Source organism: Microbacterium sp. ARD31 (assembly GCF_031844425.1).
The window spans coordinates 614359-627054 of sequence record NZ_JAUZVE010000002.1 but is presented as its reverse complement, the minus strand read 5'-3'; the positions used below and the strand labels follow the sequence as shown (position 1 = coordinate 627054).

General features: G+C 71.2%; 14 protein-coding genes and 2 tRNA genes. 15 read left to right on the top strand and 1 reads right to left on the bottom strand.

Going from position 1 to position 12696, the window contains the following annotated elements; translation table 11 throughout:
- The first annotated feature begins 36 nt into the window (after positions 1–36).
- The 4 genes from Q9S36_RS09720 (at position 37) to Q9S36_RS09705 (ending at position 2719) form a co-directional block, all read left to right on the top strand.
- On the top strand, positions 37–834 hold the full coding sequence (locus Q9S36_RS09720; RefSeq protein ID WP_311284928.1) for an inositol monophosphatase family protein: 798 nt from the start codon (positions 37–39) through the stop codon (positions 832–834).
- A 263-nt stretch (positions 835–1097) separates the two neighbouring features.
- Positions 1098–2474 (top strand): M23 family metallopeptidase, encoded by a 1377-nt coding sequence (locus Q9S36_RS09715; RefSeq protein ID WP_311284927.1) that lies wholly within the window; start codon positions 1098–1100, stop codon positions 2472–2474.
- Between the two features lie 65 nt (positions 2475–2539).
- Positions 2540–2611, top strand: a tRNA-Thr gene (locus tag Q9S36_RS09710).
- Between the two features lie 34 nt (positions 2612–2645).
- Positions 2646–2719, top strand: a tRNA-Met gene (locus Q9S36_RS09705).
- 70 nt (positions 2720–2789) lie between these two features.
- Here the strand turns inward: Q9S36_RS09705 and Q9S36_RS09700 are convergent.
- The gene (locus Q9S36_RS09700) at positions 2790–3326 is read right to left on the bottom strand and encodes a MarR family transcriptional regulator (protein WP_311284926.1); all 537 of its coding nucleotides are present in this window, start codon (positions 3324–3326) and stop codon (positions 2790–2792) included.
- A gap of 96 nt (positions 3327–3422) precedes the next feature.
- Here Q9S36_RS09700 and Q9S36_RS09695 point away from each other — a divergent pair, with 96 nt between their 5' ends.
- The 11 genes from Q9S36_RS09695 to Q9S36_RS09645 all read left to right on the top strand — a co-directional run bounded on the left by Q9S36_RS09695 (position 3423) and on the right by Q9S36_RS09645 (position 12683).
- The gene (locus Q9S36_RS09695) at positions 3423–4001 is read left to right on the top strand and encodes an NADPH-dependent F420 reductase (RefSeq protein ID WP_311284925.1); all 579 of its coding nucleotides are present in this window, start codon (positions 3423–3425) and stop codon (positions 3999–4001) included.
- A 54-nt stretch (positions 4002–4055) separates the two neighbouring features.
- Positions 4056–4970, top strand: coding sequence for a VOC family protein (locus Q9S36_RS09690; RefSeq protein ID WP_311284924.1), 915 nt, complete (start codon positions 4056–4058; stop codon positions 4968–4970).
- 62 nt (positions 4971–5032) lie between these two features.
- Complete coding sequence (locus Q9S36_RS09685) at positions 5033–6439, top strand: SPFH domain-containing protein (RefSeq protein WP_311284923.1); 1407 nt, start codon at positions 5033–5035, stop codon at positions 6437–6439.
- Positions 6436–7431 (top strand): FAD-dependent oxidoreductase, encoded by a 996-nt coding sequence (locus Q9S36_RS09680; protein ID WP_311284922.1) that lies wholly within the window; start codon positions 6436–6438, stop codon positions 7429–7431. Before Q9S36_RS09685 ends, Q9S36_RS09680 begins: the two co-directional genes overlap by 4 nt.
- 10 nt (positions 7432–7441) lie before the next feature.
- A complete protein-coding gene (locus Q9S36_RS09675) occupies positions 7442–8356 on the top strand; it encodes a DUF2510 domain-containing protein (RefSeq protein ID WP_311284921.1) in 915 nt (304 codons plus the stop codon).
- Positions 8356–9162 carry a sulfite exporter TauE/SafE family protein gene (locus tag Q9S36_RS09670; protein ID WP_311284920.1) on the top strand — a complete coding sequence of 269 codons (807 nt, stop codon included), beginning with the start codon at positions 8356–8358 and terminating at the stop codon, positions 9160–9162. Before Q9S36_RS09675 ends, Q9S36_RS09670 begins: the two co-directional genes overlap by 1 nt.
- Before the next feature lie 2 nt (positions 9163–9164).
- Entirely contained in the window at positions 9165–10136 is a 972-nt protein-coding gene (locus Q9S36_RS09665; RefSeq protein ID WP_311284919.1) for a helix-turn-helix domain-containing protein, read from the top strand.
- Positions 10137–10253: 117 nt separating this feature from the next.
- The gene (locus Q9S36_RS09660) at positions 10254–10649 is read left to right on the top strand and encodes a VOC family protein (RefSeq protein ID WP_251451178.1); all 396 of its coding nucleotides are present in this window, start codon (positions 10254–10256) and stop codon (positions 10647–10649) included.
- Between the two features lie 44 nt (positions 10650–10693).
- Positions 10694–11143, top strand: coding sequence for a MaoC family dehydratase N-terminal domain-containing protein (locus tag Q9S36_RS09655; RefSeq protein ID WP_251451176.1), 450 nt, complete (start codon positions 10694–10696; stop codon positions 11141–11143).
- Positions 11140–11547, top strand: coding sequence for a MaoC/PaaZ C-terminal domain-containing protein (locus tag Q9S36_RS09650; protein WP_251451174.1), 408 nt, complete (start codon positions 11140–11142; stop codon positions 11545–11547). Before Q9S36_RS09655 ends, Q9S36_RS09650 begins: the two co-directional genes overlap by 4 nt.
- The gene (locus tag Q9S36_RS09645; RefSeq protein ID WP_311284918.1) at positions 11547–12683 is read left to right on the top strand and encodes a UDP-N-acetylmuramate dehydrogenase; all 1137 of its coding nucleotides are present in this window, start codon (positions 11547–11549) and stop codon (positions 12681–12683) included. Before Q9S36_RS09650 ends, Q9S36_RS09645 begins: the two co-directional genes overlap by 1 nt.
- Positions 12684–12696: the final 13 nt, after the last annotated feature.

Below are 12696 nucleotides of genomic sequence, written 5' to 3'. Positions count from 1 at the left end.
TCACACGGTAACAACCGGCGGGCGTAGCGTGGGGGTGTGACCTCACCCGCCGACCTGCAGCAGCTCGCCGTCGAGATCGCCCGCGAGGCCGGTGACCTCGCACGTCGCCGCCGATCCGAGGGCGTCTCGATCGCGGCGACCAAGTCCGCCGTCGCCGACATCGTCACCGAGGCCGACCGCGAGGTCGAGCAGCTGATCCGGGAGCGTCTCGCTCGCGCGCGGCCCGAGGACGGCTTCCTCGGCGAGGAGTCCGGCGCCGAACGAGGCACGAGCGGCATCACCTGGGTGGTGGATCCAATCGACGGCACGGTCAACTACGCCTACGGCATCCCCTCGTACGCCGTCAGCATCGCCGCCGTTTCGGGGGAGCCCGACCCCGCGACGTGGGATGCCGTCGCGGGCGCCGTCTTCAATCCGGCCAGTGGCGAGCTCTTCCGAGCGGCGCGGGGCGAGGGTGCCTGGCTCGGCGATGAGCGACTCGCGGTCAACGCCGAGCCCACCGCTGCCGGCGCGCTGCTGGCTACCGGATTCGGCTACGACCCCACGACCCACGCCGGCGACCTCGCGCGCGTCGCGCGGGTGATGCCGCTCGCACGCGACCTGAGACGCATCGGCGCGGCATCCCTCGACTTCGCCTTCGTTGCGGCCGGACGACTGGACGGATACTTCGAGCCCGGGCTGCAGCCGTGGGACCACGCCGCCGGTGCGCTCCTGGTCGAAGAAGCCGGGGGCCGCGTGTGGCGCGAAGGGGGAACCGCCGTCCGCCGGCTGTTCGTCGCCGCGGGGCCGGGCCTTTTCGACAGGCTGTGGCGTGCGGCATCCGGAGCCGCGTGAGGGCGTCCGGCCGGGGCCGAAGCTGAAAACCCTGTTACCGTTCGGTTTCGTACATGGCATTCCCAGTCGGCCTTGGGTAGTGTTTACCCGATCGTTACTTTCGTCGCCCGCACGGCGTGAGTGATTTCCTCCCTCCGAGTACGCCCCTCGCTCGCCCGAGCGACACGACCCGAGAGTCCCACCCCGCTTTGCCTCTTGATACCCCTCTGGCTGCCCTTGCGCCTACGCGCCGTTCCAGCCGAACCGCCGCCACGCCTGTCCAGGTGACCGTGGAGCGCGTCGAGGTATCGCGAGCCGAACTGCGCCGTCGCGTGGCGGACACCGGCTCCACGGCCTCCCTGCCCGACCGCATCGACCTCCCGCAGGACGTCGAGCCGGCTCCCGCGCCTGCTGCCGAGGCCGCTCCCGCGATCGTCGTGCCCACGTCGCGTCGTGCGCGCCGCGCCGCCGGACCCGCGGTGACAGCGGGCCAACCGGCGCCCCCCGTCGTCGATGAGGTCGACGCCACCGGGCCCGACACGGCCGAAGTACAGGCCGTCCGCCTGGACGTTCCCGTCGTCGACGCCGACACCGGCGCGATGACCGCACTTCCCGAGCCGCCGCTCGGTCGCCGAGCCCGCCGGGTGCGTCCTCAGGCTCAGCCCGCGGCCGCGCGTCCCGACGCCGTCCTGGTTCCCGCCGAGCCGTTCGAGCTTCTCGAGCCCTCGGGCCCGGACGCGCCCGCAGACGAGGCCGCCGCTGATGACCAGGACGCGGCAGCCCCGGCATCCGATGTCGACGCCTTCGCCGCCGCGGTGGCCCTCTTCTCGTTCACCGGTGAGACCCCGGTACAGGCTCCGGCCTCGGTTCCGGCGGCCCCCGTGTCGGCCCAGACCGTCGTCGCGCACACCGCGCCGCGCACGTTCCGCGGACGCAAGGTGCTCAAGAACGTCGCCACGGCGTCGTTCTCGGTGGGGGTCATGGGCATCGTCGGGCTGCTGACCGTCGGCATGACGACGCCCGCTGAGGCCGTCGCGGCCGCCAACGGCGCTGAATCGGCTGTCACAGTCGTCGCCCCCGGTGACACCGAGGCCGGCATCGCCGCCGACGAGATCCAGGCGTACGTCACCCCTTCGGGTACCGAGAGCGTCGACCTCACCCGTACCGAGAAGTACGACACGCTCACGATGGCCGAGATCGCGTCGGAGTCAGGCATCCAGAACTTCTCCAACTTCTTCGTCAACGACCCCAACGCCGAGATCCAGTGGCCGTTCGCGGTCGGCGTGCCGATCAGCTACGGCTTCGGCATGCGCTCCGGTCGCATGCACGAGGGCGTCGACTTCACCCCCGGCGCGGGTTCGCCCATCCAGGCGATCGCCGACGGCGTGGTGCGCGAGGCGACGACCGCGGGCGGCGCCTACGGCGTGCACGTGATCATCGACCACGAGATCGACGGCCAGCTCGTCTCGAGCCACTATGCGCACATGGAGTACGGCTCGCTCAAGGTCGAGCCCGGCCAGAAGGTCACGGTCGGCACGATGCTCGGAACGACGGGCAACACCGGGCGCTCGTTCGGCGCCCACACGCACTTCGAGATCCTGATCAACGGAACCACGGCGATCGACCCGATTCCGTGGCTTCGGCAGTACGCCGGAGGCTGACCCGCGATTCAGCAGGATGCCGCGGCTCTGGTATTCTCTTCTAGTTGCCTGCTCGCAGGCAGCACGCCCCGATAGCTCAGTGGCAGAGCACTTCCATGGTAAGGAAGGGGTCGTCAGTTCAATCCTGACTCGGGGCTCGCAGCATCCATCGACGCGACGCGGATGCCGTGCGGCGGGGTAGCTCAGTTGGTGAGAGCGCACGACTCATAATCGTGAGGTCGCGGGTTCAAGCCCCGCTCCCGCTACAGACTCAAACCCCCGGTTAGCCGGGGGTTTTGTCGTTCGGGCGTAGTGGTCGTTCCCGAGCGCGGACTGTCAGCGCGGCGCCGGGTCGGCCGCGCAGGCCGGTGGGTCGTCTGCCGGGGCCGGGTCTGCGGCGCACCCGTCGGCCGTCACGGCGAGGCGCCGGTCGGGGTCGAGCTTGTCGAGGATCGCATAGGAGATCTCTGACAGCCGTTCGGCTCCACCGTCACCGAGTCCGTCGAAGATCATGCGGCGCACGGCCTCGTCGTGTCGGGGGCGGCTGGCTTCATAGGCACGCTCGCCGGCGGGCGTCAGCAGCGCGTTGGTGGCGCGGCCGTCCTCCTCGCATGCCGCGCGGAGGACGAGCCCCTTCCGCTCAAGACTCGTCACCACGCGTGAGAGGCGGGGGAGTGTGGCGTTGGTCCGCGCCGCGAGTGCGCTCAGGCGCAGACGACCCGCGTCGGCCTCGTGGAGGGCTTCCAGGAGGGTGAACTCGAAAGACGTGATGCCCTCGGCGGCCAGTTCCCGGTCGAGGGCGGTCGGCAGCAGTTCGAGGAGGGCGCGAAGGCGCGCGATCGCGACGCGTTCGTCCTGCTGAAGCTCCGGCATTCCTCGATCATAGCAAAGGTTGCATGTACAAGCATCTTGTGTTAGTTTCATGTACAACCAACCCGTATCCCGCGGATGAACGAGAAAGAGGACAGCATGACCAGCTTCACCATCATCGGAACCGGCAGCATGGGCGGCGCCATCGGCGGCGTGCTGGCAGCCGGCGGCAACGACGTCACCCACATCGCGCGCGAAGAGATCGGAACGGCCGCACTGGCCGGCGACATCGTCGTCCTCGCTGTGCCGTACCACGCGGTGGACGGCATCGTCGCGGCGTACGGCGATCAGCTTCGCGGCAAGACGATCGTCGACATCACCAACCCGCTCAACTTCGAGACCTTCGACTCGCTCGTCGTGCCCGTCGGAAGCTCGGCGGCCGCCGAGATCCAGGCCACGCTGCCCGGCAGTTCCGTGTTGAAGGCCTTCAACACCAACTTCGCCGCGACCCTCGGCAGCAAGCAGGTAGGCGGTCTTCCCACGACCGTCGCCGTCGCCGGGGACGACGCGGACGCCAAGCAGGCACTCATTTCGGCGATTACCGCCGGCGGAGTGGCGGCCATCGATGCCGGGTCGCTCGCCCGGGCCCACGAGCTCGAGGCCCTCGGGTTCCTGCAGCTCACACTCGCCGTGGGCGAGAAGATCGGCTGGACCGGCGGTTTCGCCGTCGCAGCCTGACGCACAATTACCGGTGGGGCCGCTTGCGGCCCCACCCCGGACAGGGAAGACGCCATGACCGCCGAGACAGACGACCGCATCCTCCACCCCGAGACCTCGATGGGCGCCGTCACCCTGCGCGTGGGGGACCTCGAGGGGATGTCGGAGTACTACTCCCGCGCCTTCGCGATGGAGCCCCTCGAGGAGCGCGCCCGAGCCCGCGAAGTGCATCGCGTTCTCGGGCGCGGCGACACTCCGCTGCTCCGGCTGATCCACACGCCCGCCCTGCCCGCCGTGGACCCGCGCCAACCCGGCCTGTTCCACACCGCCTTCCTCTTCGGCGACGCCGAGAGTCTGGCAGCGACGGTGTACCGCGCTGCGCAGCATCCGAGAAGCCGCTTCGCCGGATCGAGCGATCACCTCGTGAGCGAGGCGTTCTACTTCACCGATCCGGAAGGCAACGGCGTCGAGCTGTACACAGACCGCCCGCGTGAGCAGTGGGTGCGGCGTGGAAATCAGATCGAGATCACGACCGGCTATCTCGATCCCAACGAGTACCTGAAGCGGCACCTCACCGAGACCGCGGTGGATGCCGGACCCGCCCTCGCGGGACGTGTCGGCCACGTGCACCTCCAAGTGGGAGATCTCCCCACCGCCCGGAAGTTCTATGTGGACGCGCTCGGCTTCGAGACCACGCAGAGCCAGTACCCGGGCGCCCTGTTCGCGTCGGCCGGTGGCTACCACCACCACATCGCGATGAACATCTGGAACAGCGCGGGCTCCGGTCCTCGCGCTGCCGGGCTGGGGCTGGGAGATGTCGCGGTGACCGTGCCGACGGCATCCGAGCTCGATGCCGTCGCCGCGCGGCTCGCGGCTCACGGAATCGCCTTCCGCCGGGACGGGCGCTCGGTGATCGCGACCGATCCGTGGGGGACGCAGGTGACCCTGGCGCTTCCGGATCTGTCGACGGAGGAGCTGCTGAGCCGCTGACCCTGCGTGATCGCCTGTGGATAGCGGCGGCCGGCCGATATACCGCCCCCTAGGCTGTGGGAATGGACTTCCTCGCCACCGTCGGTCTCATCGTCCCCATCGTGATCATCGCCATCGTGGCGCTGGTCCTCTTCTTCATCGGTCTGCTGGTCTTCCGCGCGTGGTATCGCGTGGCCAAGGCCGACGAGGCCCTCGTCATCGTCGGAAAGACCCAGAAGGGCGCGGACGGCGTATCGTCCCGCATCTCGGTGATCACCGGCGGCGGCGCGATCGTCAATCCGATCACCCAGCGCGCCGAGCTCGTCTCGCTGCGCGCGCGGCAGATCAAGATGGAGCCGGTCGCGCAGTCCTCGAACGGCGTCACGGTGACCGTGAGCGGTGTCGCGCTGGTGAAGATCGGGTCGGACCCCGAAGCGGTGCGCCGTGCCGCGGAGCGCTTCGCGTCGCAGGACAAGGCCATCGAGCAGTTCACGACCGAGCAGCTCGAGGGCGCGCTCCGCGGCGTGGTGGCCACGCTCACCGTCGAAGAGCTCATGCGCGATCGTCAGCGACTGTCGGACCAGATCGCCGAGGGCATCAAGAACGACCTCTCGAGCCAGGGCCTCATCCTGGACTCGTTCCAGATCCAGGGCATCACCGACTCGAACGGGTACATCTCCGCGCTGGGAGCGACGGAGGTGCAGCGCGTCAAGCGCGAGGCCGAGGTCGCTGAGATCGACGCCCGCCGCGAGATCAAGCGTCGCGAGCTGTCGACGAGCGAGGCGACCCTCGTCGAACAGACCGCCTACGACAAGAACACCGCCGCATCGCAGGCCGAGGTCGGTCGCGCGAACGCCGAGGCCGAGCAGGCCGAGGCGCTGGCCAAGGCGCAGGCGGAGCAGGGCGTCCTGCAGCAGCGCGCCGAGAACCGGCAGGCCGAGCTGGACGCCGAGGTCAAGCGCGTCGCCGATGCCCGACTGTACGAGCGTCAGCGGGCAGCCGACGCCGAGGCCTACGAGCAGGTGAAGGCCGCCGAGGCCCGCGCCCAGATCGCCGAGGAGGAGGCCAAGGCCACGCGCCTGCGCGCGGAAGCCGACGCCGAGGCCGTGCGGCTGGCCGGACAGGCGAAGGCCGACGCGCTCGAGGCCGAGGCCGCGGCCCTCGCCCGCAACCAGGAGGCGCTGCTGGCGCAGCGCGCCCTCGACGCCCTGCCGCAGGTCATGGCCGAGTACGCCAAGGGCTTCGACAAGGTCGGCTCGATCACCGTCCTCGGCGGCGACGGGGCGTCCTCGCACCTGGCGGGCGAGTCGGCCACGGGTCTGCGTTCGGTGTTCGACTCGGTGAAGGCGGCGACCGGTCTCGACATCGCCGCGATCATCCAGGGCCGCACCGTCGGCGAGGGGATCGGCGCCGGCATGGCGGCCGAGCGCGCGACCGTCAGTGCCGGCGCCGGTGCGGCCGCGCCGGCGAACCCGGCGTCCTCGGAGTGACGCACATCACCTCGAACGGGGCGCCGCACCCCGCACGCGCGGTCACGGTGATCGGCGCGGGAATCTCGGGCCTCGCGTGCGCGCGGGCGCTGCAGGCGACGGGCACGCCTGTCCGCGTGCTCGATCGCGGGCGACGGGTCGGCGGGCGGATGGCCACCCGCACCGTCGGCGGCCGTCCGGTCGACATCGGCGCGGCTTACCTGACGGCCCCGGACGGCGACGGCTTCGCCGATGTCGTGAGCGACTGGACCGAGCGCGGTCTCGCCCGGGAGTGGACGGACACCTTCGCCGTGGCGACGGCATCCGGTGTCTCCGGAACGACCACCGGGCCGATGAGGTACGCGGCGCCCGCGGGCCTGCGCTCGCTCGTCGCGGACCTCGCCGCGGGGCTGGAGGTCGTCAGCGACCGCGTCGTCTCAGCGGTGGCTCCCGGATCGGTGGACGGCGCGTCGGTCGCCGGCGTGGTGCTCGCCATGCCCGCCCCCCAGGCGCGCCGGCTCCTCCCTGACGACTCCCCGCTCGCGCCCGTGCTCGACGCGCGCGCGTTCGAGCCGGTCATCGCGGTGGTGCTTTGCTGGGACGAGCGACGGTGGGCCGCCGACCTGCACGGCACGTTCGTCGACGGCGATCCTGACGTGTCCTTCATCGCCGACGACGGCGATCGCCGTGGGGACGGGGCAGCGGTGCTGGTGGTCCACACGACGGCCGAGCGCGCGCGGCGACACCTCGCCGCCCCGGACGACGCCATCGCTCCGGCGGTCGCGGCAACCCGCCGCATCCTCGGGATCGACCGCGACCCCGACGCCGTGTTCGCCCACCGCTGGACCTTCGCCCGTCCGGCGGACAACGGCGACGAGCCGTACCTGTGGCACGGCGGCATCGGGGTGTGCGGCGACGCGTGGGGCGGCCCCACCGCGGTGCGCACCGCCTGGTCGTCGGGCGACGCCCTCTGCCGGGCCATCGGGGCAGGGTCCGCGATGCCCGGGCGATAGGGTTGCGCTCATGACTACGACGCCTCCCGGGTGGTACGACGACGGACACGGCGCTCTGCGCTGGTGGGACGGCGCGCAGTGGACCGAGCACGTCGCCCAGCCCGACGCGCCCGAGGCATCCGGGACGCACGAGGATGCCGGGACGCAGACCGACACCGCCGGCGACACCCAGGTGCTTCCGCCCGAGGCTGCCGGACCGCTCGACCCCGCCGCCGCGATGGCGACCGGGATGCCGTCGCCCGCCGAGACGCCGGCGTACGGGCCCTACACCGGCGCCGACGGCGGAGCGGACCCGGGGGCGCAGCTGTTCACCGGCGCCTACCCGGGGTACCCCGCCGCCCCGTCCGGCGCGTTCGTCGCCGCGACCGAGCCGAAGAAGTCCAAGCTCTGGATCCTCTGGGTCGTCCTCGGCGTCGTGCTCCTGGGGATCGTGATCGCCGCGGCCGTGGTCATCCCCCTGCTGTTCTTCGGTCTCGCTGCCGGGCAGAGCCAGAGCGGAGGCTCGTCGCAGGCGCCTGCTCCCATCGAGATCGAAGAAGGCGCTGAGGCCGCCGGCGCCGACGAGGAGGCCGCGATCGCGGCGGTGGAACTCTACGACGAGGCCTGGCAGACGGTCGACTGCGACAAGTTCTTCACCGCGACCACCGAGGCCTTCCGCGAGGGTGTCCTCGACCTGACCGACTGCGAGTCGTTCGAGACCGATGCGAGCCTGTTCGCCACCACCGTGCAGGACTACGCCGTGACGATCACGGCGCTCGAAAGCGACGGAGACAGCATCCGCGTGTCGACGTCCGAGACGTACGCGAGCATGTACGACGAGAACGGCCAGCAGACCGAGAGCCTCGAAGAGTACGAGGACCGCCTCGAGTACGTCCTCGTGCCGGCGGACGGCGGCTGGGCCATCGACGACGCCTCGTTCTTCTGATGACCGGGACGGCTGACGAGAGGGTCCTGCCTGCCCGCAACGCGCGCTTCTTCTTGACCTGCGTCGGAGTGGGCCTGCTCGCAGGTCTTCTGTCTGGGCTGTTCGGCGTCGGGGGCGGCACGGTCATCGTGCCCCTGCTCGTCCTCATCCTCGGCTTCGATCAGCGACTCGCCGCCGGGACCTCGCTGGCCGCCATCGTCCCGACGGCCGCGGTCGGCGTCGTCTCGTACGCGCTCACCGGATCGGTGGCCTGGGTCGCTGCGCTCATCCTGGCGGCCGGCGCCGTCGTGGGAGCCCAGTTCGGCACGTGGCTGCTCGCCCGGCTCAGCCAGACCCTGCTGCGCTGGTGCTTCATCGGCTTCCTCGCGGTCGTCATCGTCACCCTGTTCTATGTGATCCCCTCGCGCGAGGTCGGGCTCGAGCTCACCTGGATCACCGGGATCGGCCTGGTCGTGCTCGGTGTGATCACCGGCGTCCTCTCGGGGCTCCTCGGTGTGGGGGGCGGCATCGTCGTCGTGCCGGCGCTCATGATCCTGTTCGGCACGAGCGACCTCGTGGCCAAGGGCACATCGCTGCTGATGATGATCCCGACGGCGATCTCGGGAACCGTGGGAAACATCCGTCGCCGGAACGTCGACCTCGTCGCCGCAGCGGTCGTCGGCCTCTCGGCGTGCACCACGACCGCGCTCGGAGCTTTCATCGCCACGCGCGTCGACCCCTTCGTCGGCAACGTGCTCTTCGCCGCCTTCCTCACCTTCATCGCGGGACAGATGGCATGGAAGGCCGTGCGCGCGCGGCGCCGATGAGGATGACCGAGCCGGAGCGCGGCACCCACGTCGCCGACGCGGGGCAGACGATGAGGTCGGGGTGTCCCGTCAACGCGGCGGCGGAAGCGCTCGGGGACGCCTGGTCGCTCGTCATCCTGCGCGATCTCATGCTCGGTCGGCCGCTGAGGTTCAGCGAGCTGGCGGGCAACTCGCTCGAAGGGATCCCCCGCGGCATCCTCGCCGCTCGGCTCCGGCGGCTCGAGGCGGGCGGCCTCGTGACGAGGACCCGGGTGGCCGGGTCTCGCGGTGAGCACTATGCGCTGACGGATGCCGGGATCGACGTCCTGCCGATCCTGGTGCAGCTGGGCAACTGGGGCATCAAGCACCGGCCGACCTCCCCGCTGCTGCGCGTGCGCACAGAGGTCCTCGCACGCGGCGGGGCCCCGTTCGTCGCGGCGATGATGGCGGAGCTGCGCGAGGCCTACCTCGGTGTTCCCCGGCCCGACCCCACCGAACCCCGCCCGATCGGCCGGATCGCCGAGGCCTACCTGGATGCGAGCATGCGGCTCGCCGACGAGCCGGGGCTGATCGACCGGGCCGCGGATGCCGCTTCGGAGGGCACCGGGGCGCCCGGAGCCCGCTACCTCGTCGTGCCGTACGCGCTGCCGGCGGAGCCGGCCCTGGCCGAGGTGGCGGAGTGGGCCATCGCGCACCTGTCCAGCGGCATCGGCGTCCGGGATCTCGCCGCGGCCGCCCACCTGAGCGAACGTCAGCTGCGTCGTCGTTTCATCGCGGTCTACGGGCGCAGTCCCGGCGATTGGCTGACGGGTGAGCGGGTGCGCATCGCCCGCCACCTGCTGACCTCGACCGGGCTCCCGGTCGACGAGATCGCCGCGCGCGTGGGGTTCGCGACCACCGCGGGCCTGCGGACCGCCTTCGCGCGCGCCGGGCTTCCGTCGCCGCGGGCCTACCGGCGCGCGGCCGAGAGCGAGACGACCGCGGATCGCTCCTGAGCGACCGCCCGACCGCAACGGATCGGACGACCCGCTACGCCGAGCGGGCGCGGTGACGGCGGCATCGGCCACCGTGGAGACGACGGGGCACCACGCCCCCGGAGAGAAGGTTCCCGCATGACCGACCTGACCCTGTACGTCTGGTTCCCCGGCAACGCCGCCGAAGCGCTGACGTTCTATCGCGACGTGTTCGACGGACGGCTCGAACTCCACACGTACGAGGAGTTCGGCCGCACCGACGGTCCGGCCGAGGCCATCGCCCACGGGATCCTGGGCGGTCCCGTGCGGCTGTACGGCACCGACGCCGCAGGCGACGAGCCTTCGGTGTCGCAGACCGGCGTCAGCATGGCGCTTCTGGGCACCGCCGACCCCGAGACGCTGACACGGTGGTTCGACGGGCTGTCGGACGGGGGCACGGTTCTGGACCCGATGCAGAAGCGGCCGTGGGGCTCGACCGACGGCCAGGTCGTCGATCGATTCGGCATCCGCTGGCTCATCGGCTACGAGGACTGATCTGCTCCCGGGGGCGGCGCGGAGCCGCTGGGTAGGATGGCACGGTGCCAGTGAACCCCGAGCTCGTCGGACGCGTCTTCCCCGCGACCGCGCCGTACCTCGTCGGCCGTGAGAAGGTGCGGGAGTTCGCCCGCGCCGTCTTCGCCGACGACCCTCAGCACACCGATCCGGCTGCGGCCCGGGCGCTCGGCTACGCCGACGTCGTCGCGCCGCCGACCTTCGCGATGGTCGTGCAGGACCTCACGCTGCAGCAGCTGCTGGCCGAGCCCGACTCGGGCATCGAGCTCTCGCGGGTGCTCCACGCCGAGCAGCGGTTCCGCTACTCCCGCCCGATCGTCGCGGGCGACGAGCTCACGGCGCAGCTGACCGTCACCGGCATCCGCACGCTCGGCGGCAACGCGATGGTCACCAGCGACGCCGAGGTCCTCGATGCCGCGGGAGCGCATGTCGTGACCGCGACGTCGGTGCTGCTGGTGGGAGAGGGCGAGAAGTGACCGACCTGAACGTGGGCGACGTCGTCGCCGAACGCACCGTCCACCTCACCCGCGAGTCGCTCGTGCGCTACGCGGGCGCGTCGGGGGACTTCAACCCCATCCACTACCGCGACGACGTCGCCGCCGCCGTCGGTCTGCCCGGCGTCCTCGCGCACGGAATGCTGACCATGGGACTCGCCGTCGAGACGATCGTGCCGTGGCTCGGCGACGCCGGCCGCATCCTCGAGTACGGGGTGCGGTTCACGCGCCCGGTGGTCGTCGATCCCGAGACCGGCGCCGATGTCACGGTGGTCGCCAAGGTCGGGGCGATCGAGGACGAGGCGGTGCGCGTGGACCTCACCGTCACTCACGCCGGCACGACCGTGCTCGGCAAGGCGCAGGTGCGCGTCCGGCCCGCAGCCTGATGACGGAGATCTCGCCGGTCGAGCTGAAGACCCTCACGACCCTTCGCACCGGAGCCGCCCCGGCGCGCATGTTCGAGGCGACCTTCCGCGACGAGCTCGTGGCCACGCTGCGACAGCTGTGGGACGAGCGGGAGCCGTGGCTCGTCCTCGGCGGAGGATCCAACCTGTTCGTCGGGGACGAACCCTTCGACGGTGCCGTCGTCCGCGTTCGCACGTCCGGCATCGAGCGGATGCCGTCTCCTCGCCCCGGCTTCGTCCGGCTGAAGGTCGAGGCGGGACACGACTGGGACGCGCTGGTCGCGTACGCGGTCGGCGAAGGGCTCGCCGGCATCGAGGCGATGGCGGGGATCCCCGGCACCGTCGGTGCGGCGCCGGTGCAGAACATCGGCGCCTACGGGCAGGAGATCGTGCAGACCCTGGTCGAGGTGGAGCTGATCGACGAGGCCACCGGCGAGGTCTCGACGGTTCCGGCGGCAGAGCTCGGGCTCGGCTTTCGCACGTCGGTGCTCAAGCATCACTACGGTCAGGCTCCCGCCCGCCAGGCGGTCATCCTCACGGTGACCCTGGAGCTGGCCGACGTGGGGCGCACCGAGCGGCCGATCGAGGGGCAGCAGCTGCGGACGGCGCTGGGACTGGCGGAGGGCGACGCCGTCTCGGTGGCATGGATCCGCGATCACGTGCTGGCCACACGCCGCCTCAAGGGCATGGTGCTCGATGACGGCGATCCCGACACCTACAGTGCCGGCTCGTTCTTCCAGAACGCGATCGTCTCGGCATCCTTCGCGCGCACCCTGCCGGATGCCTGCCCGCGCTGGCCGGTCGCACCCGACCTCGACCCGGTCCTCGTGATCCCGCTCGCCGCGTTCGACGGGTACGTACCGCCGCCGTCCGCGGTCGCGTCCGACGTGAAGGTGAGCGCGGCGTGGCTCATCGAGCACTCGGGTCTGCGCAAGGGCTTCAAGCTGCCGCGTTCGCGCGCCGCGCTGTCCAGCAAGCACGCCCTGGCGCTGACCAACCGGGGCAACGCCACCGCGGGAGAGCTCGCCGAACTCGCCCGTTTCATCCAAGGGCGCGTGCAGTCCGAGTTCGGTCTCATCCTGCAGCCCGAGCCCGTGCTGGTGGGCGTCGAGCTGTAGCGCCGAACCGTCT

Excerpts from the sequence above, each read along its gene's own strand:
- Q9S36_RS09670 (WP_311284920.1), top strand. The coding sequence starts at position 8,356 with ATGACCGGGACGGCTGACGAGAGGGTCCTGCCTGCCCGCAACGCGCGC.
- Q9S36_RS09685 (WP_311284923.1), top strand. The coding sequence starts at position 5,033 with ATGGACTTCCTCGCCACCGTCGGTCTCATCGTCCCCATCGTGATCATC.
- Q9S36_RS09645 (WP_311284918.1), top strand. The coding sequence starts at position 11,547 with ATGACGGAGATCTCGCCGGTCGAGCTGAAGACCCTCACGACCCTTCGC.
- Q9S36_RS09690 (WP_311284924.1), top strand. The coding sequence starts at position 4,056 with ATGACCGCCGAGACAGACGACCGCATCCTCCACCCCGAGACCTCGATG.
- Q9S36_RS09665 (WP_311284919.1), top strand. The coding sequence starts at position 9,165 with ATGACCGAGCCGGAGCGCGGCACCCACGTCGCCGACGCGGGGCAGACG.
- Q9S36_RS09660 (WP_251451178.1), top strand. The coding sequence starts at position 10,254 with ATGACCGACCTGACCCTGTACGTCTGGTTCCCCGGCAACGCCGCCGAA.
- Q9S36_RS09700 (WP_311284926.1), bottom strand. The coding sequence starts at position 3,326 with ATGCCGGAGCTTCAGCAGGACGAACGCGTCGCGATCGCGCGCCTTCGC.
- Q9S36_RS09695 (WP_311284925.1), top strand. The coding sequence starts at position 3,423 with ATGACCAGCTTCACCATCATCGGAACCGGCAGCATGGGCGGCGCCATC.
- Q9S36_RS09675 (WP_311284921.1), top strand. The coding sequence starts at position 7,442 with ATGACTACGACGCCTCCCGGGTGGTACGACGACGGACACGGCGCTCTG.